The sequence below is a fragment of the Pseudomonas sp. V88_4 genome, assembly GCF_029967985.1.
Lineage (GTDB): Bacteria > Pseudomonadota > Gammaproteobacteria > Pseudomonadales > Pseudomonadaceae > Aquipseudomonas > Aquipseudomonas glycinae.
On sequence record NZ_JASCAF010000047.1, the window covers coordinates 36,214 to 57,614 of the forward strand.

Below are 21,401 nucleotides of genomic sequence, written 5' to 3' on the forward strand. Positions count from 1 at the left end.
CTAAAGAGTGTCGAGCGTGGAATCAGAAGTCAGTCGAGTTCATCTCAGTCATGATCCACGCGCGTTGCACGACGATCCGTTACTGGATGGTCTGCTCGCTCTCTGCATGCTGCATCAGAAACCCGCCAGCGCGGCAATGCTGACCACCGGCCTGCCGCTGCCCAAACAACGCCTGAGTGTCGAGCTGCTACCCCGTGCAGCGGCGCGCGCCGGGCTGCAAGGGCGGGTGCTGCAGCGCAAGCTCGAAGAGATTCCGGCGATTGCCATGCCGGCGCTGTTGCTGCTCAAGGATGGCCGCAGTGCCGTCCTGCTCGGCTGGCAGGGTGAGAGCGACGCGCGGGTGCTGCTCAGCGAAAGCGACGGCGGCGAATCCCTGGTGAGCCGCGAGCTGCTGGCCGACGACTACACCGGCAAAGTGTTTTTCGCCCAGCCCCAGCACAAATTCGACGTCAACCACGGCACGCTGATCCCGCGTGCGCGCTCGTGGTTTCGCGACACCCTCAAGCGTTCGCGCTGGCTCTACGCCGACGCCATCGCCGCCAGTTTCCTGATCAACATCATCGCCATGGCCGCGCCGCTGTTCGTGATGAACGTCTACGACCGCGTGGTGCCGAACCAGGCCGAAGCGACCCTGTGGGTGCTCGCGCTGGGCATCACTGGCGCCTATCTGTTCGACCTGATCCTCAAGAGCCTGCGCAGCCTGTGCCTGGATCTGGCCGGCAAGAAAACCGACCTGATCATCTCCGCCACGCTGTTCGAACGCATCGTCGGCATGGCCATGAAATACCGCCCGGCGCGGGTCGGCAGCTTTGCCCAGAACATCCACGAGTTCCAGAGTCTGCGCGACTTCCTCGCCTCGCTGACCCTGACCAGCCTGATCGACCTGCCGTTCACCCTCCTGATCTTCATCGTCATCGCCATTCTCGGCGGGCATCTGGTGTGGATTCCGGTGCTGGCCTTCCCGATTGCGCTGCTGATCGGCTACGCATTGCAGAAGCCGCTGGTGGCAACCATGGAACGCACCATGGCCCTCGGCGCCGAGCGTCAGTCGAGCCTGATCGAAACCCTCGCCGGCCTCGACGCGGTGAAGGTCAACAACGCCGAAAGCGAACGCCAATATCAGTGGGAGCAAACCATCGGCACCCTCAGCCGCCTCGAGCTGCGGGTGAAAATGCTTTCCGGTCTGGCGATGAACATCACCCTGCTGATCCAGCAGCTGGCCGGGGTGATCATGATCGTCTTCGGCGTGTACCAGATCATCGCCGGCAACCTGAGCATGGGCGGCCTGATCGCCTGCTACATGCTCAGTGGCCGCGCCCTCAGCCCGCTGGCCTCGCTGTCCGGTCTGTTGACCCGTTACCAGCAGGCGCGGGTGACCATGACCTCGGTCGACCAGATGATGGAGTTGCCGCAAGAGCGCAATTTCGAAGAACGCCCGCTGAGCCGCAAGGTTCTGCAAGGCGCCATCGAATGCCGCCAGCTCAGCTTCACCTACCCGGAGCAACAGAATCCGGCGCTGAAGAACATCAACCTGGTGATCCGTCCCGGCGAGAAGATCGGCATTATCGGCCGCAGTGGCTCGGGCAAAAGCTCATTGGCGAAATTGCTGGTCGGCCTGTATCAGCCGGACGACGGTGCGTTGCTGGTGGACGGCGTCGACATCCGCCAGATCGACGTCAGCGAGCTGCGCTACAACATTGGCTACGTGCCGCAGGACATCCAGCTGCTGGCCGGCACCCTGCGCGACAACCTGATTTCCGGCGCCCGCTACGTCGAGGACGAGCTGGTCCTGCAGGCCGCTGAACTGGCCGGCGTCCACGAATTCGCCCGCCTGCACCCGCAGGGTTATGAGCTGCAAGTCGGCGAGCGCGGGCAGAACCTGTCCGGCGGTCAGCGCCAGAACGTCGCCCTGGCCCGGGCGCTGTTGCTCAATCCGCCGATCCTGCTGCTCGACGAACCGACCAGCGCCATGGACAACACCGGCGAAGAACGTCTCAAGCAACGCCTCGCAGCAGTGGTGGAAAACAAGACCGTGGTGCTGGTGACGCACCGGGCATCGCTGCTTTCGCTGGTCGATCGCCTGCTGGTGGTCGACCGAGGGCAGATTCTCGCCGATGGCCCGAAAGCGGCCGTGATGGAAGCGTTGAAGAAGGGGCAGATCAGTGTTGCTTAAGTCGGGTTTCAAGGATTCGATCCGCCGCTACTTCAAGGGCTCGGCATCGCTGCAGGGCCAGCCGCTGCCGGAGGTCAACAAGGCTTTGATCGAAGACGCGCCACGAGTGGTGCGGCTGACGATCTGGGCGATCATCGGTTTCTTCGTGTTCCTGATGCTGTGGGCCAACTTCGCCGTCATCGACGAAGTGACCAAGGGCGACGGCAAGGCGATTCCGTCGTCGAAGATCCAGAAAATCCAGAACCTCGAGGGCGGTATCGTCTCCGAGCTGTTCGTCAAGGAAGGCCAGATCGTCGAGGCCGGCGCACCGCTGGTGCGGCTGGATGACACGCGTTTTGCCTCCAACGTCGGTGAAACCGAAGCTGATCGGCTGTCGATGTTGCTGCGGGTCGAGCGCCTGAGCGCCGAGGTCGAGGACCGTCCGCTGAATTTCCCTGAGGACGTGCTCAAAGCCGTGCCGGGTCAGGCGAAAAGTGAAGAATCGTTGTACATCAGCCGTCGTCAGCAACTGCACGACGAGGTCGGTGGCCTGCAGGAACAGTTGATCCAGCGTCAGCAGGAACTGCGCGAATTCACCTCGAAGCAGGCGCAATATCGCCAGCAACTCGGCCTGCAACGCCAGGAAATCAACATGTCCGAGCCGCTGGTGGCCCAGGGCGCGGTATCGCCGGTGGAAGTGCTGCGACTCAAGCGTGCCGAAGTGGAAACCCGTGGTCAGCTCGACGCTACCACCCTGGCGATCCCGCGTGCCGAATCGGCGATCAAGGAAGTGCAGCGCAAGATCGACGAGACCCGCGGCAAATTCCGCAGCGAAGCCCTGACTCAGCTCAACGAGGCGCGCACTGATCTGAACAAGGCCCAGGCCACCGGCAAGGCGCTGGAAGATCGGGTCAGCCGGACGCTCGTCACCTCGCCGGTGCGGGGTATTGTCAACAAGATGCTGGTCAACACCATCGGCGGCGTGATCCAGCCAGGCAGTGACTTGCTGGAAATCGTGCCGCTGGACGACACGTTGCTGGTCGAAGCCAAGATCCGCCCGCAGGACATCGCGTTTCTGCATCCGGGCCAGGAAGCCACGGTGAAATTCACCGCGTATGACTACACCATCTACGGCGGTCTGAAGGCGAAGCTGGAACAGATCGGCGCCGACACCATCACCGACGAAGACAAGAAAACCACCTACTACGTGATCAAGCTGCGCACCGAGCGCAGCCATCTCGGCACTGACGAGAAGCCGCTGCTGATCATCCCGGGGATGGTGGCGTCGGTGGACATCATCACCGGCAAGAAGACCGTGTTGAGCTATCTGCTCAAGCCGATCATCCGGGCGCGGGCCGAGGCGTTGCACGAGCGGTAAATCTTCATTGGCCTTTCGGGCCCCATCGCTGGCAAGCCAGCTCCCACAAGTTCCGCGGTGAACACACAAACGTGGTCCACTCTAGGTCCCTGTGGGAGCTGGCTTGCCAGCGATGGCGTCAGCTCGAACACCACATCCCTGTCAGTAAGTGACACAAATGGTCACTCACCATCCAGTCCATTCCTAAGCAATCGCCATATCGTTATTCGTTAACGGTATTTAATTTCCAATTCTTATATCTATAAAGTCAGCCTCCTGCGTACCTGCCGACCAATCGGCGCGCCGCACGACACGAACCAACACGCAATCCAGCGTGAGTTTCTGATCGACGCGCGCGCCCTTGAGCGCGCCGTGCGTGGGAGATTGATTGATGTCCGCAGCTACTGCTACCCCAAGCGCCGCGACTGCCGCGCCGCAAACCTTCGAGATTCGCCCGTTCAGCGGAGCCGTCGGCGCCGAAATCATCGGCCTCGATCTGACCCGTCCGGTCAACGATGAAGACTTCGCCCGCATTCACCGCGCGCACCTCGATCACCATGTCGTGGTGTTCCGCGACCAGCGCATCACCCCGCAACAGCAGATCGATTTCAGCCGCCGCTTCGGCGTGTTGCAGATCCACGTGCTCAAGCAGTTCCTGCTGGCCAATCACCCGGAAATCCTCATCGTTTCCAACATCGTCGAAAACGGCCAGAACATCGGCCTCGGTGATGCCGGAAAATTCTGGCACTCGGATCTCTCCTATAAAGAACTGCCGAGCCTCGGCTCGATGCTGCACGCCCAGGAGCTGCCGTCCGAAGGCGGCGACACCCTGTTCGCCGACATGCACAAAGCCTGGGACAGCCTGCCCGACGCGCTGCGCAAAGCGGTCGAAGGCCGTTCGGCTGCGCATTCCTACACCGCGCGTTACAGCGAAACCAAATTCGAAGGCAACTGGCGCCCGACCCTGACCCCGGAGCAATTGGCTCAAGTCGCCGAGGTCGTGCATCCGGTGGTCCGCACCCATCCGGAAAACGGCCGCAAGGCGTTGTTCGTCAGCGAAGGTTTCACCACCCGCATCGTCGGCCTGCCGGAAGACGAGAGCAAACAACTGCTCGATGAGCTCTACGCCCACAGCGTGCTGCCGCAGAACATCTATCGCCATCAATGGCAGCCCCACGACCTGGTGTTCTGGGACAACCGCTCGCTGATCCACCTTGCCGCCGGTTGCCCTGCGCACCTGCGCCGCAAGCTGTATCGCACCACCATCCAGGGCGACGCGCCTTTCTGATTCGCCGGAGATCCGATCATGTCCAAACGTCTTCCATTCGCGCCGCTGGCGGCGGCCATCGGCCTCGGTTTCAGCCTGATCACCGGTAGCCTGGTGGCGCCGACCGTGGCCCACGCCGAAGGTGAAATCCGCATCGCCGAACAGTTCGGCATTGTCTATTTATTGCTCAACGTGGTGCGCGATCAGGGACTGATCGAGAAGTACGGCAAGCAGGAAGGCCTCGACATCAAGGTCGACTGGACCCAGTTGTCCGGCGGCGCGGCGGTCAACGATGCGCTGCTCTCCGGTTCCATCGACATTGCCGGCGCCGGCGTCGGGCCGTTGCTGACCATCTGGGATCGCACCCACGGCAAGCAGAACGTCAAAGCCGTGGCCTCGCTGGGCAACTTCCCGTACTACCTGGTCAGCAACAATCCCAAGGTCAAAACCATCGCCGACTTCACCGAGAAGGACCGTATCGCGGTGCCGGCGGTTGGCGTTTCCGTGCAGTCGCGTTTCCTGCAATACGCGGCGGCCAAGCAGTGGGGCGACAAGGAATTCAATCGCCTCGACAAGTACACCATCGCCGTTCCGCACCCCGACGCCACCGCTGCGTTGATCGCCGGCGGCACCGAGCTGACCGGGCACTTCTCCAACCCGCCGTTCCAGGATCAGGCGCTGGAAAATCCGAACGTGCACGTGGTGCTCAATTCCTATGACGTGCTCGGGCCGAACTCGCCGACCGTGCTGTTCGCCACCGAGAAATTCCGCAACGAGAACCCGAAAACCTACAAGGCGTTTGTCGAAGCCCTGACCGAAGCCGCGCAATTTGCGCAGAACGATAAAGGCGCGGCGGCGGACACTTACATCCGCGTGACCAAGGCCAAGATCGACCGCGCCGCGTTGCTGAAAATCATCGACAACCCGCAATTCGAATTCAGCGTCACGCCGAAAAACACCTACCCGCTCGCCGAATTCCTCTACCGCGTCGGCGCGATCAAGAACAAACCTGAATCGTGGAAGGACTACTTCTTCCAGGATGCCAAACCGCTGCAAGGGAGCTGATCGCCATGAACGCCCCTTTGCAAGGCCACGCGGCCAGCAACCCGATTGCCACGGTGCAGGCGCTGCTGGCGGTCGATCAGGTCAGCCTCGAATACCGCACGCCGCAGCGCGTCGTGCGGGCCACCCATCAGGTCAGTTTCGAAGTCGATCAACAGGATCGCTTCGTGCTGCTCGGTCCTTCCGGCTGCGGTAAATCCACCTTGCTCAAAGCCGTCGCCGGGTTCATCGCGCCGTGCGAGGGCGAGATCCGTCTGCAAGGCCAGCGCGTCGATGCGCCGGGGCCGGACCGGATCGTGGTGTTTCAGGAGTTCGATCAACTGCCACCGTGGAAAACCGTCAAACAGAACGTGATGTTTCCGCTGCTGGCTTCGCGCACGCTGAAGAAAAAGGAAGCCGAAGAGCGCGCGCTGCATTATCTGGAAAAAGTCGGTCTGGCGGCGTTCGCCGATGCCTATCCGCACACCTTGTCCGGCGGCATGAAGGCGCGGGTGGCGATTGCCCGGGCGCTGGCGATGCAGCCGAAAATCCTGCTCATGGACGAGCCGTTCGCCGCGCTGGACGCCCTGACCCGGCGCAAGATGCAGGAGGAATTGCTGCTGCTCTGGGAGGAGGTGCGTTTCACTTTGTTGTTCGTCACCCACTCGATTGAAGAAGCGCTGGTGGTCGGCAATCGGATCCTGCTGTTGTCGCCGCATCCGGGGCGGGTGAGGGCGGAAGTGCACAGTCATCAATACGATTTGCACAGCCTCGGCGGTGTGGCGTTTCAGGAATCGGCGCGGCGCATTCACCGTTTGCTGTTCGATGAAGGGCAGTCGCCGGAAACCGAGCGCGAACTGGATTTCACTGATATCCGCATCGCTTATTGAGCCGCCTGGAGGATTGCCCGATGAGCCATTCATCATCCGTACGTCAAGCATTCGAAAACGATCTGCAACCGCTGACCAGCGTCCCGGTGGAGCGCGAGCTGCCGCTGGGCCAGCGCCTGTGGCAACAGGGCTGGCTGCGCAAAAGCGTGATCCTGATTCTGCTCGCTGTGCTCTGGGAAGTGGTGGCCCGGGTGCAGAACAACGATTTGCTGTTGCCGAGTTTCTTGCAGACCAGTCATGCGCTGTATGACGGCCTGCTCAGCGGCGAACTGCTGGGCAAGGTGTGGATCTCGCTGGTGGTGCTGATCAAGGGTTACCTGATCGGCATCGTCCTCGCCTTCGCCCTGACCACGCTGGCGGTCTCGACACAGTTAGGCCGGGATTTGCTGAGTACGCTGACCTCGATGTTCAACCCACTGCCGGCGATTGCGCTGTTGCCGCTGGCGTTGCTGTGGTTCGGCCTGGGCCAGAACAGCCTGATTTTCGTGCTGGTGCATTCGGTGCTGTGGGCGTTGGCGCTGAACACTTACGCCGGGTTTCTCGGCGTCTCGGAAACCCTGCGCATGGCCGGGCGCAACTACGGCTTGAAGGGCATGCGCTTCGTGTTGTTCATCCTGATTCCGGCGGCGCTACCATCGATCCTTGCCGGGCTGAAAATCGGTTGGGCTTTCGCCTGGCGCACCTTGATCGCCGCCGAACTGGTGTTCGGTGCCACCAGCGGAAAGGGTGGCCTGGGCTGGTACATCTTCCAGAATCGCAATGAGTTGTACACCGACAAGGTGTTTGCTGGTCTGGCGGTGGTGATCCTCATCGGCTTGCTGGTGGAAAACCTGGTGTTCGACACGCTGGAGCGGGTGACGGTGAAACGCTGGGGGATGCAGCGCTGATTTTCTGATCTGCTAGCATTGCATGCGAATCAATCCTGATCGGTCACGAGTGCTCAGCATGCAACTCCCGGACATGAACCTGTTGGTCGCCCTCGACGCCTTGCTTGACGAGGGCAGCGTGGTCGGCGCCGCGCGGCGGATGAACCTCAGCCCGGCGGCCATGAGCCGCACGTTGACGCGGATCCGCGAAGCCATTGGCGATCCGATTCTGGTGCGTGCCGGTCGCGGTCTGGTGCCGACGCCCAAGGCGATGGAGCTGCGCGAGCAGGTACGGGATGTGGTCGAGCAGGCGGCGCTGCTGTTTCGCTCGGCCGATGCGGTGGAACTGGGCACGTTGCGCCGGCGCTTCAGCATTCGCGCCAACGATTTTTTCGTCGGCGTGTACGGCGGCAAGCTGTTCGACACCCTCGATCAACTGGCGCCGCACTGTGAGTTGCGTTTCGTTCCCGAGGGGGATGGCGACGATGAAGCGCTGCGCGAAGGGCGCATCGACCTGAGTGTCAGCAATACGCGCCCGGTGACGCCGGAAGTCAAAGTGCAGAACCTGTTTTCCACCCACTTCGTCGGTCTGGTGCGCGAGGATCATCCGCTGCTGGACGGCGAGATCACGGCCGAACGCTATGCCGGGTTTTCCCACATCAGCATGTCCCGCCGGGGCATCGCCCGTGGCCCCATCGACACCGCTTTGAATGCCCTGGGGTTGGAGCGGCGGGTGGCAGTGATTGCGCCGAGTTTCCACGCGGCGATGTTCGCCCTGCCGGACTCCGACCTGATCCTGCCGGTGCCCAAGGAAGCGCTGCTCAGCGTGCGGCGGCTGGGCTTGAAGCTGCGCTCGTTCGACCTGCCGATCCCGCTGCCGACGCTGATGCTGACCCAGGCCTGGCACCCGCGTTTTGACAAGGACCCGGCCCACCGCTGGCTGCGGGAAACCCTCAAGACCTGCTGCGACGAAACCTGGCTGGCGGCACAGCCCTGACAATTGCGTCCGGTGCACTTATAAACTGCCAAGAAGTCAATTTTCGTCAGCACTAAGCCCTACTACCATGCTCCGGTATTTTTCCCTCCGGAGTTTGCCTGCATGACATCCCTGACGGTCACGGCGCCGATTGCCGCTGCCGCTCCGATGGCCGCCGCGCCACCGGTGTTCGGGGCGCGGATCATCATCGGTCTGGTCGGTGTGCTGCTGGCGGTGCTGGTGTCGGGTCTCAACGAGATGGTGACCAAGGTCGCCCTGGCCGACATTCGCGGCGCCCTGAGCATCGGTTACGACGAAGGCACCTGGCTGGTCGCCAGCTACACCGCGACCTCGGTGGCGGCCATGGCATTCGCGCCGTGGTGCTCGGTGACCTTTTCCCTGCGTCGCTTCACCCTCTGCGCCATCGGCGCTTTCACCCTGCTCGGGGTGCTCTGCCCGTTCGCCCCGAGCTACGAAAGCCTGCTGCTGATGCGCATCCTGCAAGGCCTGGCTGGCGGTGCGTTGCCGCCGATGCTGATGACCGTTGCGCTGCGATTCCTGCCGGCCAACATCAAGCTTTACGGCCTCGCCGGTTACGCCCTGACCGCGACTTTCGGTCCTGGTCTCGGCACGCCGCTGGCCGGGTTGTGGACCGAATACGTCGGCTGGCAGTGGACGTTCTGGCAAATCATCGTGCCGTGCCTGATTGCCATGGCGATGGTTGCCTGGGGCATTCCACAGGATCCGCTGCGTCTGGAACGCCTCAATTCGTTCAACTGGAAAGGCCTGCTGCTGGGCTTTCCGGCGATCTGCATGCTGGTGATCGGCCTGTTGCAGGGCAATCGCCTGGACTGGTTCGAGTCGAACCTGATCTGCGCTTTGCTCGGCGCCGGTTCGCTGTTGCTGGTGGCGTTTCTGATCAATGAATGGTCGCAGCCGATTCCGTTTTTCAAGTTGCAGATGCTCGGCATCCGCAACCTGTCGTTCGCGCTGATGACGCTGGCCGGGGTGCTGGTGGTGCTGCTGGCGGTGGTGCTGATTCCATCGAGTTACCTGGCTCAGGTTCAGGGTTACCGGCCGGTACAGACTGCGCCGATCATGCTGATCGCGGCATTGCCGCAACTGCTCGCGCTGCCGCTGGTGGCGGCGTTGTGCAACCTGCGCAGGGTCGATTGTCGCTGGGTGCTCGGCATCGGCTTGGGCATGTTGACGCTCTCGTGTCTGGGCGGATCGCAGCTGACCTCGGAATGGATTCGCGACGATTTCTATGTCCTGCAATGGCTGCAGATTATCGGCCAGCCGATGGCGGTGCTGCCGTTGCTGATGCTGTCGACCGGCAGCATCCAGCCACAGGACGGGCCTTTCGCCTCGGCGTGGTTCAACACCGTAAAAGGTCTGGCGGCGGTGGTCGCCACCGGCGTGATCGAGGCGCTGACCACTTCGCGCCTGCATTTTCATTCGACGATGCTGGTCGATCGCCTCGGCAACTCACCGCTGGCCGCAAGCAATGACCCCGGCCTCGCCCATCGTCTGCACGAACAGGCGGTGGTGCTGACTTCTTCGGATCTTTATCTGTGCATGGCCGGCGTCGCGGTGGCGCTGATCCTGCTGATTTTCTGGCTGCCGACGCGGATCTATCCGCCTCGCGCGCCAACCTGACTGGAACAGAAGGTTTTTTATGACGACTCAAGCAAAGCAAAAACTCGCGGTGGCTGTGGCCGCTGCGCTGGCGGTCGGTGTGCTGGTGTATCTGGCGATGCCCGGCCTGTTCGGCAAGCGCACTCAGCAGAACACCAACGACGCGTTCGTCTCCGCCGATTTCACCCTGGTGGTGCCGCGTGTGGCGGGGTTCATCAAAGAGGTGCTGGTGGAAGATAACCAGCAGGTCAAGGCCGGGCAGTTGCTGGCGCTGATCGATGACCGCGACTTGCGCGCCGCTGCCGAAGCCGCCGATGCGCAAACCCTCGTCGCCCGCGCGCAGTTGCAGAACGCCAAGGCCACCCTTGAGCGCCAGTCCTCGGTGATCGCACAGGCGCAGGCGTCGGTGGTGTCGGCCAAGGCTGAAATGGCTTTCGCCCAGCAGGAATTGAACCGCTATAACCACTTGGCTGGCGTCGGTGCAGGCACCGTGCAGAACGCGCAACAGGCGCGCACCCGGATCGATCAGGCCTCTGCGCGGCTGGACACGGCCACCGCGAAACTGGCAGCGGAACGCAAGCAGGTGGAAATCCTCACGGCGCAGCGCGATGCCGCCGAAGGCAGTTTGAAACACGCGCAGGCCGCGCTGGAAATCGCCAGTTTCGAGCTGTCCTACACGCGCATCACCGCGCCCCAGGACGGCATGATCGGCGAGCGTGCCGTACGAGTCGGCGCCTACGTGACACCGGGCAGCAAGCTGCTGGCGGTGGTGCCGTTGAAGCAGGCCTATGTGGTCGCCAACTTCCAGGAAACCCAGCTCACCGACGTGCAGCCGGGGCAGGACGTTGTGGTGCGGGTCGACAGCCTCGGCGGCGAAGCCCTCACCGGCCGCGTCGAGAGCATTGCCCCGGCCACCGGCGTGACCTTCGCGGCGGTCAAACCGGACAACGCCACCGGCAACTTCACCAAAGTCGTGCAGCGGATTCCGGTGAAGGTCCTGCTGGATCCGGGTCAGCCGCTGGCCGAGCGCTTGCGGGTGGGGATGTCGGTGGAGGCGAGCATTGATACCAACAGTTCGGCGACGTCGGTGCGTGAGGTGACGCAGCGATGAAACGCTTTCAGTCCCTGACAGTGGTCCTGAGTCTGTCGGCATTGGCGGCCTGCACCGTCGGCCCGGACTTCCAGAAACCCCAAGCCACGCAGATTGCCGAGTGGGCCAAACCGTCAAAAAGCGCCGTCAGCCAGGCCGTCAGCGAACCCTTGAACGAGCGCTGGTGGGAGGTCTTTCACGACGCACAACTCTCGGCCCTGACCCAGCGCGCCTTGCGCAGCAACCTCGACCTGCAACTGGCCAGCAGCCGCCTGCAACAAAGCCGCGCCGCCCGTCAGGTGATCAGCGCCGACCGTTATCCAACGACCGCCGCCACCGGCAGCTACGCCCGCAAACGCAACAGCGGCGAAGGCTTGAACGACCCGTCCGGGCACAACGGCGATTCCGCCTTCAACCTGTGGGATGCCGGTTTCTCGGCCTCCTGGGAGCTGGATTTCTGGGGCCGCGTGCGCCGGGAGACCGAAGCCGCCGACGCCAATCTCGAAGTCGCGGAAAACGACCGTCGTGGTGTGCTGTTGGCGGTACTCGCGGACACCGCGCAGAACTACATCCAGCTGCGCGGCGTGCAGAACACCCGCGCGGTCACCGAGCAGAACCTCGACGTGGCGCGGCACAGCCTGAAGCTCTCGCAACTGCGCCTCAACGATGGCGTGGCCACCGATCTCGACGTCGCCGAAGCGGCCGCGCAAGTGGCGGCCATCGAATCGCGGTTGCCAGCACTGGAGCAACGTCAGGCACAACTGATCAATGCCATCAGCCTGTTGATGGGTGAACCACCGCAGGCCCTGACCAAAGAGTTATCCACAGATGCCCCGGTGCCACAGTCGCCGCTGACCGTCGCCATCGGCCTGCCGTCGCAACTGGCCGAGCGCCGCCCGGACATCCGCCAGGCCGAAGCCCGTCTGCATGCCGCCACCGCCAACATCGGCGTGGCCAAGGGCGATTTCTATCCGCGCATCACCCTGTCCGGCAACCTCGGCTCGCAAGCCATGCAACTCAGCGATTTCGGTTCCTGGGGCTCACGGGCCTTCGGCATCGGCCCGCAATTCAGCCTGCCGCTGTTCGACGGCGGCCGCTTGCGCGGCGTGCTGCAACTGCGCGAAGCCCAACAGCAGGAAGCGGCGATCGGTTATCAACAGACCGTCCTGCGTGCCTGGCACGAAATCGACGACCAGCTGACCGCCTACAACGCCAGCCAGCGCCGCCGCGACAGCCTCGCCGAAGCCGTACGCCAGAACCAGATCGCCCTGCGCACCGCGCAACAGCAATACGTCGAAGGCGTGGTCGACTTCGTCAACGTCCTCACCGTGCAAGGCGCACTGCTCGCCACCCAGGAACAATGGGTGGACAGCTCCACTGGCGTTTCGCTGGCGATGGTCGGGTTGTACCGGGCGTTGGGTGGGGGATGGGAATCGGTGTATCCGGTGGGGGAGATGGCGCAGCGTTGATTCTCGCACCCGAATGATGGCCTTTAGCTTGACGCTAATCGCCGCTGTCGTAGACTCCGAGCATCCGTCAGGGAGTAACGGTTATGCGGCGTTTTCGTGGTTGGGTTGTCGGATTGACCTTTGTAACGTGTGCAGTTCAGGCTCAAACGCCCGCGCCAGACGATCCGCTGCTGGATAACGGCGGGGCGGCGAATGCGTCGGCCAGCAGTGAGGCGCGCGGTGTGTTGCGGGCGCGGGATCAGGCGACGCTGGCCAGCGAGTTGTCCGGGCGGATCGTCGAGTTGCCGTTCAGCGAGGGCGAGTCGTTCAAGAAGGGCGATACCCTGGCAAAGTTCGACTGTTCGGCCTATCAGGCCCAGTTGAATGCCGCGCAAGCCGCCAGCCGTGGTGCCGGCGAAGAGCTGGCGCACAACCGGCAACTGGCGGCGCTCAATTCCGTCGGGCGTTTCGAGGTGGCCCGGGCCGAGGCCAAGGTCAGCGAAACCCAGGCGCAATCTCAGGTTTATCAAGTCCAGGTCAAACGCTGCAACGTGGTTGCGCCGTTCGACGGGCAAGTGGTCGAGCGCAAGGTGCAACGCTACGAAAGCGTGTCGGCCGGGGCTCCGCTGCTCGATGTGGTCGACAACCGCACCCTGGAAATCCATCTGCTGGTGCCGTCGCGCTGGATGGCGAAGCTCAAGCCTGGCCAGACTTTCAGCTTCGTACCCGATGAAACCGGTCAGCCGATCGACGCCACGGTCAAACGCCTTGGCGCGCGGATCGATGAAGGCAGCCAGACCCTGTTGCTGGTCGCAACACTCCCCGAAGCCAAGGGCTTGCTCGCCGGCATGAGCGGCACCGCGCGTTTCCCGGAGCTTAAGTGAACGCCCCGGTGAGCGGCGCCGCCGAACAGGTGTTCGCGCGGTTTCTCGATCTCGAACGGCAGACCCGCGCTGCCCATGACATTTCGCAACTGGCCTACAGCCTGGTCAATGACGGTCAGTCTCTGTTCGGCTTTCGCCATGCGGCGCTGTTGATCGCTGGCAAGGTGCAGGCGGTGACCGGGGTCAGCGCGGTGGAGCCGAATGCGCCGTTCGTGGCATTCGTCGAGCAGGCCGTGGCGCAGTTGTTCAAGCAGGCTGTGCTGAAACAGGCGCGGGTGATCACGCCGGAAATGGTCGGCGAATCGATTCAGGCCGACTGGCGCAGTCTGTCGGCCATGCAAGTGTTCTGGCTGCCCTTGATCGACCGACAGGGCCAAGTGTTCGGCGGTTTGTGGCTGGCCCGTGATCTGCCGTGGAACCCTTCCGAACAAGTGCTGCTGTCGCAACTGGGCGACACCTACAGCCATGCCTGGCTGGCGTTGCAACCGCGCAAGCCGTGGCGCCTGCGCTGGACTCGCAAACGCCAGGTGGCGCTGGTCGCCGTGTTGTTGCTCGGGCTGTTGATCCCGGTGCGCCAGTCGGTGCTGGCGCCCGCCGAAGTGGTGCCCCAGGGCGGGCGGGTTGTCGCCGCACCGCTGGACGGGGTGATCGCCGAGTTTCTGGTCAAACCCAACCAGAGTGTGAAAACCGGCGACCTGTTGCTGCGTTTTGAAAGTACGACGCTGAAGGCTCAGGCCGATGTCGCCGAGCGTGCGCTCGGGGTCGCCGAAGCTGAACTCAAAGCCAACTCCCAACGTTCGTTCGTTGATGCCGAATCCAGCTCCCGGGTCGACCTGCTGGCCGCCCGCGCCGAACAGAAACGCGCCGAACGCGACTACGCCCGCGAACTGCTCAACCGCAGCGAAGTGCGCGCCGAGCGCGACGGCATTGCGGTGTTCGCCGATGCCGAGCGCTGGACCGGCAAACCGGTGCAGACCGGCGAGCGGCTGATGGAAATCGCCGACCCGAGCCAGGCCGAACTGCGTATCGAACTGGCGGTGGGCGACGCGATCTCGCTGGAGCCGGGCGCCGAAGTCGCGCTGTTTCTCGACAGCGACCCGTTGCAACGCCACCTCGCCACCCTCGAACGTTCGGCCTACGAGGCGCAGCCCACCGCCGGCGGCCAATTGGCCTATCGATTGGACGCCAATTTCGCCGACGCCCCGCCGCGTATCGGCCTGCGTGGCACTGCGAAAATATTCGGCGACCGCGCACCACTGGCCTTGTACCTGCTGCGGCGTCCGCTCGCCGGGCTGCGCCAGAGCGTAGGCCTGTAAATGACCCTGCCGAGCCTGCGTGCCGACCTGCAATTGTCGCCCGCGGCGCCAGCCCTGGACGGTTCGCCGCGCTGGACCCTGGCCGACCCGGTGCGCGGGCGCTACTTCAAGCTCGGCGCGGCGGCCATGCGCCTGTTGCGTCACTGGTCGCTGGGCGATCCCGAGCAAGTGCTGCGTGCCGCCAACCGCGAACCGGGTTTGCCGCTGGACGGCGTCGAGCTGGAGCAACTACTGACGTTCCTGCGCGGGCATGACCTGATCAGCGCCCTCGACGATCAGCAACGCGCCAGTTACTCACTCAAGGCCCTCGCGCAACGTCAGAGCCTGTGGAAAATCCTGCTCCATCAATATTTGTTTTTCCGCATTCCGTTGTGGCGGCCGGATGCCTTTCTCAATCGGGCGTGGCCGTGGCTGGAGCGCTTCGGGCCAAGGGTTTTGCGCTACGGTCTGCCGGCGACCCTGGCGCTCGGGGTGTTTCTGGTGTCGCGGGACTGGCAGCGCTTCGTCGGCACCTTTCCGCATCTGTTCAGCCTCGGCGGCGCGATCGCGTTCGGCATCGCGCTGTTTTTTGCCAAGCTCTGTCACGAATTCGGTCATGCATTCATGGCCAAGCGCGCCGGGTGTCGCGTGCAAAGCATGGGCGTGGCGTTCATGGTTTTGCTGCCGATGTTCTACACCGATGTCAGCGATGCCTGGCGGGTCAATGATCGACGTGCGCGACTGCTGATCGGTGCCGGCGGGGTGCTGGCGGAGTTGCTGTTGGCGAGCATCGCGCTGCTGGTCTGGTCGTTCCTGCCGGACGGGCCCGGTCGCACGGCGGCGTTCATGCTCGCCAGCGCGACCTGGATCACCACGCTGGTGGTCAATCTCAACCCGTTCATGCGATTTGATGGCTACTTTCTGCTCAGCGATTTGTGGGAGGTCGACAACCTTCAGGGCCGCGCCTTTGCCTTTTGCCGCTGGCGCCTGCGTGAGTTCTTGTTCGGCTATGGCGCGCCGGCGCCGGAGCCTTGGTCGCCGACGATGCAGCGGCGTTTGCTGATCTGGGGGTATGGCTCGTGGTTATGGCGTGCGGCGTTGTTTTTCGGGATCGCGCTGGCGGTCTATCACCTGTTCTTCAAGGTGTTGGGGATCTTCCTGATGCTGGTGGAACTGGTGTGGTTTATTTTCCTGCCAATCATGAGTGAGTGGCGCCAGTGGTGGAGCCGCCGCGAACAGGCTCACGGCCCCCGCGTGGTGCTCAGCAGCCTGGCGGTACTTGGCCTGTTGCTGGTGCTGATCGTGCCGTGGCGCAGCTCGGTCGAGTTGCCGACGATGCTCGAGGGCGGTCGCGCCAGTGCCTTGCACGCACCGACGGCGGCGCGGGTCAAAGCCGTGAGGGTGGCGGATGGTCAGACCGTGGCTCAGGGCGGCGTGCTGATCGAATTGGAATCGCCGGACCTCGATTCGCGACAGGCCATCGTCCGCCGGGAAATCCGCATTCAGCAATTGCTGATGCGCCGTCAGGCCGGCCGCAGTGAAACCGCTGCCGACGCCGGAATCGTCGAGCAGCGTCTCGCCGAAGCGGTGGCGGAATACCGTGGCCTGACTGCTCAACGTGAACGCCTGCTGTTGCGCGCACCTCATGCGGGCACCGTGCGTGATCTGCTGCCGAACCTGACGCCGGGCCGCTGGCTGTCGAGCAAGGACGCGCTGGCGCGGGTGGTCGAAGACGGCACGCGCCTGCGCGGTTATCTGGCCGAGGCCGAACTGTGGCGAGTCAAGCCCGGCGCCACCGGGCGGTTTATCGCCGATGACCCGATGCATGCCGCCCTCTCGGTGCAACTCAATGAAATCGACACCAACGGTGTGGCCTATGTCGATCAGGAAGCGCTGACTTCCGATCACCACGGGCCGATTGCCGTGCGCCGCGATCAGCAGCAACGGGCGGAACCGGTGCAGGCGCAATACGGCGTGCGTTTGACTACGCTGGATCAGGCACCGACCCCGGTGCAGCCGCTGCGCGGCGTGGTGGTGTTGCAGGGCAGCGGCGAATCGGTGCTCGGCGTGGCCTGGCGCCGGATGGCGGCGCTGGGGGTCAGGGAAAGCGGTTTCTAGGGAGCGTGAAGATGACGGAAAACCTGGCGGCGGACGGATTGGTGGTGCGGCCTTCGCGGGCGTCGGACGGGCCGTTTCTGCAAAGCTTGTATCAATCGGCGCGCCCGGATCTGCAATGGATCGATGGCGAGCAGGAACAGGTGCAGCAAATTGTCGCCCAGCAATTTCAGGTGCAGGAGCAGGGCATGGGGGAAAACCATCCCAACGCCATGCACTACATCGTGGAAAAACTCGGCACGGCCATCGGCGCACTCAGCACTGATTTCGGGGCCAATGAAATTCGTGTGTTGTACCTCGCCTTCATTCCCCAGGCCCGAGGCAAGGGCTACGGGCGAACCGTGCTGCAAGGCGTGCAAAAAGCCGCGCAGCAAGTGCGCTGCCCGGTGGCGACGGTGGTCTGGGCCAACAACCCCCATGCGCGCCAGCACTACCTGGCGCTGGGGTTTGCGGTGGAGGAGCGCAACCCGGCGGCGGAGCGGCTGGTGTGGTATCCACAGGCTTGAGTCAGATGATCGAGTCAATGTCGAAAGTGTGGGGCGCGCCGATTCTGTGGCCGTAGAGCGTTACCAGCAGCGGGTCATCCTCGGCGGCTTCCGGTGCCATGGCGAGCTGTTCTTCTGCCTGGTTTTCCCGGTGCAGCTGCCAGCGCGGCAGGCTTTCGGCCAGACGTTCCGGTTGTTCTGCCAGCGATCCATAAACATCCGTGGTCGTCAGGCGCCGGTGCCGCAGACTGGCCAGCCGTTCGCGGGTCGTGCGGATTTTCTCGATTTCATGATTGAGCGCTTCGACGATGTTTTGCCTGCTGCGTACATAGCTGTCCGGCCTTCCCGGCAAATTGTTGCGCTGGCGGCGCAACTGATCGGTGATGCGCTGCAGGGCCGACTCAACCAATGCGAATTCTCGCTCGGTAACCAGCGTGCGGTTTGACTCCTGTGCCTCCTGCCAACGCCGCAACACCGCCCAGCACGCCGGGATGTAGGCCCCGGTCATCGAATGGTGCCCGGCGTCGAAGATCTGCTTGAGCAACGTCGGCCGATCCGGCAGGCCGTGCCGCTGCCGGATCGCCACGTCGCAGGCTGCGTGCTGGGTGATGGTGTCGCAGCCCGGCTCCCAGAGAATTGACGATACCTGCTGGCGGCCGAACTGCACCGGCATGGCGTGTCGCAAACGGCCGTGGTGGTCGTAGGCTTCCCCGGTCAAGTTGGTGATGCCCGCGACGAACACCGACAGACCGAGCGGGACATTCACGAAGGTCAGCGCTGCCCCGGTGCCGTAGATATCGGCCTTGGTGTTCATCCAGCTGCCGGGCACGCTGGGCACCGGGTCGTTGTGGTTGACCATGCGGTGATGCACGAGATCGGCTGCGCCCTTGACGAAATCCGCGTCGCCGGCGCGGGGGGCGCCGTAGGTGTAGAGCTGGATGTTGTAGTTGAACCCGGCTCTTCGGCGAAGCATTTCCGAGAGCAGTAATGTGATAGCACCTCCGAGGCTGTGGCCGCAGATCAGGAGTGTTTGGCCGGTGTAGAACTTTTCGAGGTATTTGACGGCGAAGTCATAGGCTTTTTGCGCGGCTTCGTAAAAACCCCGATGTACCTTGCCGTCGCCTTCCTCGAACGGCACTTGAAGGGCGTCTGCATCACGTAAACCGTCGGCGATTATCTCGGCGGTGCCGCGAACGGCGATCAGGATCAGTTCGTCGTTGTGGGTGATGAAAGCTTGGGTGTCTGTACTGTCTTTACTACCGATGTCGTCGAGGAAGTGAACGCTGGCCGGGTGCTCAGGATCACGTTCTGGCGTATGTCTGTTGACTGCATAGAGGTTCGGGTCAAACGGGATGATTTCCAATCTTGCAGAATACGGAACATCTTCGTAGAGCGGGTAATAGGCTTTGGTCTGGGCGCTGTCGACTTTCCACAGTTCTTCCCCCTTGGGCAGTGCATCGCCGAACCAGTTGCCGACGCTGGGTTGCAGTGGGAACTTAACGGATCTGGATTCGACGGAAGGGACTTTGGGTTTCTGGCCGAAAGGGCAGTAACTCAGGGTTGCCATCAATGCGAGCTGGTACAGGTTGAGTGCACAGAATGCCGGAGCTGTGGATAACATCGGACGCAACGCACGTAACGGTCGCACTTCCAGAATGGTGTGACGTTGCGGCATCAGGGCGACCCCGAGTTTGCCGTGTTCGCGCATGATGGCTGCGCACCCGGAATCGAGGGGGTAATCGCGATAAACCTCCGGTGGAAGGTGGGAGGCATGTCTGACCAGGTGACGGACTTCGACTTGAAAGTAATCCCCACCGTCTGCGATTTCGGGGCGCTCACGCGTGCGAGTGGCACCCAGATTCAGGTAGCGGGTTTTCTCGGCTCGTACTTGGAGTTCGGTGATTTTGAGAGGGTAATACTGCCTTTCAATCATGCGCAGATATACCTCTTCGTCCCCTTCGTAAGCTTGCTCGAAGAGTAGAGAAATCGGTCCGGCAAAATGGTTATCTACTTTTCCAATTCCTTTGGTATCCAGGCAGCCGGCGTATTTGTATCCCTCCGAGTCGGTTACAACATAGGCTAAACCGGCATAGGGTTCGCCTGAGCAATGCTCATCGACCAGCTGAAAACTTGTCCATTTTCCACCTGCGGGGCAAGTCAACATCCGGCTGCCCAAAGGTGATTCCAAATCCTTTTCCAATAATGTCATGGCGCGATCTCCTTATTCTGTGCAGCCCGAATAGATGGTGCAGATACGGCCATCCGGCATGGTGAAAGTGCTGAAATCGGTGTAGTTACCGCGGCAGAAAGCATCTTGGTCTTCAAACCTTTTGCCCATGCACCGTTTCCAGCCATTTGGAAACTTGACCCATGTGTCTCTGAAGTAGGGCTGTTCTTCCCTCGCCAGCTTGATCTTCATCCTCACCGTCTTGCCCGGCAGTTGATCTAGCCCATAAGCGGCGTAGGTCTTTCCTTTCCCACGCTCTCCTTGGGCATCAGATGTCTTGCAATCAAGGATCTTGACGATGCGGCGTTGTGCGCCAGCTGTCCGGAACCACCATTCACATTGACCGTAAAAAGTACTTTCACCTGCCTCATTGAAAGTGCCTTTGTACTGCTCCTCTATATCGTTCCCCAAAAAGACCATGCCTTCGTCACCCCCAAAATCTCCCCGTGCTTTGTAGTAACTCGCGTTGATCTCCAGCGCGATCCTGCTGATTACCAACGGACACCCCTTAACAATCTTGCGAATCGTGATCTCGGCATCAGGCTTGTAGTCCGTTCGCCACTTGCTGTTGAACACCGGCGCAAGGTTGTCGCGTCTGTCGAGGGTGCAGGTCTTACCTTTCTCGGGTACGTAATAAACCGCTGCGACGTAGGCAAACCCCGGTGGTAGATCGGCTGTGAATTTGAAGGTGTTGGGCGGTTCGGTCTTACAGCTTGCGATCAAGACAAGGCAGCAGCCCAAAGTTGCAACACGCCGCGTGAGTCTGGTTTTCAGGGCAGTCAGCGCTGGTGATTGCAGATCCTTTTCAAATGAAGTCATGGCGAAATCTCCTTATTCCGTGCAACCCGGATAAATGGTGCAGACTTGGCCATCCGGCATGGTGAAAGTGCTGAAATCGGTGTAGTTGCCGTAACAAAAGGCGTACTGATCCTCAAAGTTGTCGCCCATACAGCGTTTCCAGCCGTTAGGGACCTTGACCCAGGTGTCCTTGATGGCCGGTCGCTCTTCTGCTGCTAAGGTGATCTTCATCCTCACGGTTTTGCCCGGAAGTTGATCGTGGGTGTATGCCGCAAACGGGCGGCCCGGCTCTGGCTTACCCAGAGCATCAGTTTCTTTACAGTCGAGTAGTTTTCTTAGAATTCGTGGCTTGCCTGAAGTACGAAAAAGCCACTGACATTCGCCGTAGAAAACGCTTAAACCCTGATCGTTGAAAGTGCCTTTGTAGCGATCCTCCAATTCAGGCCGTATAACAACAGCGGCACTCTCAGCGCTGATGTCGCTCCAGTCCTTCCCATAGGCGGCTCTGATATCCAGATCAATTCGACGTATTACCATCGGGCAACCATTGATGGTCTTTCGGATGACAATTTCGGAAACAGGCTCGTACTTTTCTCGCCAGTTTCTGTTGAATCTGTTGGCTGTTTTGCGAATTTCTATGGCTCTGCAGGTTTCACTACTATTGATCGGTTCATACTCTGCGAGGGCTTCATAGGCGAACCCTGGCGGTAGCTCTGCCGTGAATGTGAATGTATTTGGCGGTTCGGTTTTGCAGCCGGTCGTGAGGGCAAGACAGCAGAGCAAAGTCGCACTGCGCAGTGCGAGTCTGATCATCGGTGAGGTCAATGTTGGAGATTGCAGATCCGTTTCAGGTGATGTCATGGCGAAATTTC

17 protein-coding genes are annotated in these 21,401 nt (G+C 62.0%); 14 read left to right on the top strand and 3 right to left on the bottom strand.

The features are described 5' to 3' along the window. Nucleotides 1-16: 16 nt before the first annotated feature. The 14 genes from QLG12_RS25735 (at nt 17) to QLG12_RS25800 (ending at nt 17,525) form a co-directional block, all read left to right on the top strand. Entirely contained in the window at nt 17-2,173 is a 2,157-nt protein-coding gene (locus tag QLG12_RS25735) for a type I secretion system permease/ATPase (RefSeq protein WP_197870318.1), read from the top strand. Next, complete coding sequence (locus QLG12_RS25740) at nt 2,163-3,530, top strand: HlyD family type I secretion periplasmic adaptor subunit (protein WP_108558974.1); 1,368 nt, start codon at nt 2,163-2,165, stop codon at nt 3,528-3,530. The genes QLG12_RS25735 and QLG12_RS25740 overlap by 11 nt, the downstream gene beginning before the upstream one ends. Nucleotides 3,531-3,900: 370 nt before the next feature. Then, on the top strand, nt 3,901-4,797 hold the full coding sequence (locus QLG12_RS25745; protein ID WP_064382651.1) for a TauD/TfdA family dioxygenase: 897 nt from the start codon (nt 3,901-3,903) through the stop codon (nt 4,795-4,797). Nucleotides 4,798-4,815: 18 nt separating this feature from the next. Then, nucleotides 4,816-5,841 carry an ABC transporter substrate-binding protein gene (locus tag QLG12_RS25750; protein WP_282475443.1) on the top strand — a complete coding sequence of 342 codons (1,026 nt, stop codon included), beginning with the start codon at nt 4,816-4,818 and terminating at the stop codon, nt 5,839-5,841. A 5-nt stretch (nt 5,842-5,846) separates the two neighbouring features. Next, nucleotides 5,847-6,707, top strand: coding sequence for an ABC transporter ATP-binding protein (locus QLG12_RS25755; RefSeq protein WP_282475444.1), 861 nt, complete (start codon nt 5,847-5,849; stop codon nt 6,705-6,707). Nucleotides 6,708-6,727: 20 nt separating this feature from the next. Next, the gene (locus QLG12_RS25760) at nt 6,728-7,594 is read left to right on the top strand and encodes an ABC transporter permease (protein ID WP_197870312.1); all 867 of its coding nucleotides are present in this window, start codon (nt 6,728-6,730) and stop codon (nt 7,592-7,594) included. Between the two features lie 58 nt (nt 7,595-7,652). After that, nucleotides 7,653-8,570, top strand: a complete 918-nt coding sequence (locus tag QLG12_RS25765; protein WP_201818034.1) for a LysR family transcriptional regulator — start codon at nt 7,653-7,655, stop codon at nt 8,568-8,570. Between the two features lie 102 nt (nt 8,571-8,672). Beyond that, nucleotides 8,673-10,208, top strand: a complete 1,536-nt coding sequence (locus tag QLG12_RS25770; protein ID WP_282475445.1) for an MFS transporter — start codon at nt 8,673-8,675, stop codon at nt 10,206-10,208. A gap of 19 nt (nt 10,209-10,227) precedes the next feature. Further along, complete coding sequence (locus QLG12_RS25775; RefSeq protein WP_282475446.1) at nt 10,228-11,298, top strand: HlyD family secretion protein; 1,071 nt, start codon at nt 10,228-10,230, stop codon at nt 11,296-11,298. After that, nucleotides 11,295-12,746: an efflux transporter outer membrane subunit gene (locus tag QLG12_RS25780; protein WP_282475447.1), complete on the top strand. Its 1,452-nt coding sequence runs from the start codon at nt 11,295-11,297 to the stop codon at nt 12,744-12,746. The genes QLG12_RS25775 and QLG12_RS25780 overlap by 4 nt, the downstream gene beginning before the upstream one ends. An 83-nt stretch (nt 12,747-12,829) precedes the next feature. After that, the gene (locus QLG12_RS25785; RefSeq protein WP_282475448.1) at nt 12,830-13,609 is read left to right on the top strand and encodes an efflux RND transporter periplasmic adaptor subunit; all 780 of its coding nucleotides are present in this window, start codon (nt 12,830-12,832) and stop codon (nt 13,607-13,609) included. Further along, on the top strand, nt 13,606-14,925 hold the full coding sequence (locus QLG12_RS25790) for an HlyD family efflux transporter periplasmic adaptor subunit (protein WP_197870300.1): 1,320 nt from the start codon (nt 13,606-13,608) through the stop codon (nt 14,923-14,925). Before QLG12_RS25785 ends, QLG12_RS25790 begins: the two co-directional genes overlap by 4 nt. Further along, complete coding sequence (locus QLG12_RS25795; protein WP_282475449.1) at nt 14,926-17,022, top strand: biotin/lipoyl-binding protein; 2,097 nt, start codon at nt 14,926-14,928, stop codon at nt 17,020-17,022. A gap of 5 nt (nt 17,023-17,027) precedes the next feature. After that, nucleotides 17,028-17,525: a GNAT family N-acetyltransferase gene (locus QLG12_RS25800; protein WP_086776355.1), complete on the top strand. Its 498-nt coding sequence runs from the start codon at nt 17,028-17,030 to the stop codon at nt 17,523-17,525. A 1-nt stretch (nt 17,526) separates the two neighbouring features. Here QLG12_RS25800 and QLG12_RS25805 read toward each other — a convergent pair whose 3' ends face one another. The 3 genes from QLG12_RS25805 to QLG12_RS25815 are packed head-to-tail and all read right to left on the bottom strand — an operon-like array spanning nt 17,527 to nt 21,390. Continuing rightward, a complete protein-coding gene (locus QLG12_RS25805) occupies nt 17,527-19,713 on the bottom strand; it encodes a lipase family protein (protein ID WP_282475450.1) in 2,187 nt (728 codons plus the stop codon). 12 nt (nt 19,714-19,725) lie between these two features. Beyond that, nucleotides 19,726-20,550, bottom strand: a complete 825-nt coding sequence (locus QLG12_RS25810; protein WP_282475451.1) for a hypothetical protein — start codon at nt 20,548-20,550, stop codon at nt 19,726-19,728. Nucleotides 20,551-20,562: 12 nt separating this feature from the next. Further along, nucleotides 20,563-21,390, bottom strand: a complete 828-nt coding sequence (locus tag QLG12_RS25815) for a hypothetical protein (protein ID WP_282475452.1) — start codon at nt 21,388-21,390, stop codon at nt 20,563-20,565. Between the last annotated feature and the right edge of the window lie 11 nt (nt 21,391-21,401).

Bases quoted from the DNA above. Each gene is read 5' to 3' on its own strand.
- QLG12_RS25750 (WP_282475443.1), top strand. From the start codon at position 4,816: ATGTCCAAACGTCTTCCATTCGCGCCGCTGGCGGCGGCCATCGGCCTC.
- QLG12_RS25775 (WP_282475446.1), top strand. From the start codon at position 10,228: ATGACGACTCAAGCAAAGCAAAAACTCGCGGTGGCTGTGGCCGCTGCG.
- QLG12_RS25805 (WP_282475450.1), bottom strand. From the start codon at position 19,713: ATGACATTATTGGAAAAGGATTTGGAATCACCTTTGGGCAGCCGGATG.
- QLG12_RS25770 (WP_282475445.1), top strand. From the start codon at position 8,673: ATGACATCCCTGACGGTCACGGCGCCGATTGCCGCTGCCGCTCCGATG.
- QLG12_RS25760 (WP_197870312.1), top strand. From the start codon at position 6,728: ATGAGCCATTCATCATCCGTACGTCAAGCATTCGAAAACGATCTGCAA.
- QLG12_RS25745 (WP_064382651.1), top strand. From the start codon at position 3,901: ATGTCCGCAGCTACTGCTACCCCAAGCGCCGCGACTGCCGCGCCGCAA.
- QLG12_RS25810 (WP_282475451.1), bottom strand. From the start codon at position 20,550: ATGACTTCATTTGAAAAGGATCTGCAATCACCAGCGCTGACTGCCCTG.
- QLG12_RS25765 (WP_201818034.1), top strand. From the start codon at position 7,653: ATGCAACTCCCGGACATGAACCTGTTGGTCGCCCTCGACGCCTTGCTT.
- QLG12_RS25785 (WP_282475448.1), top strand. From the start codon at position 12,830: ATGCGGCGTTTTCGTGGTTGGGTTGTCGGATTGACCTTTGTAACGTGT.
- QLG12_RS25780 (WP_282475447.1), top strand. From the start codon at position 11,295: ATGAAACGCTTTCAGTCCCTGACAGTGGTCCTGAGTCTGTCGGCATTG.
- QLG12_RS25755 (WP_282475444.1), top strand. From the start codon at position 5,847: ATGAACGCCCCTTTGCAAGGCCACGCGGCCAGCAACCCGATTGCCACG.
- QLG12_RS25795 (WP_282475449.1), top strand. From the start codon at position 14,926: ATGACCCTGCCGAGCCTGCGTGCCGACCTGCAATTGTCGCCCGCGGCG.
- QLG12_RS25815 (WP_282475452.1), bottom strand. From the start codon at position 21,390: ATGACATCACCTGAAACGGATCTGCAATCTCCAACATTGACCTCACCG.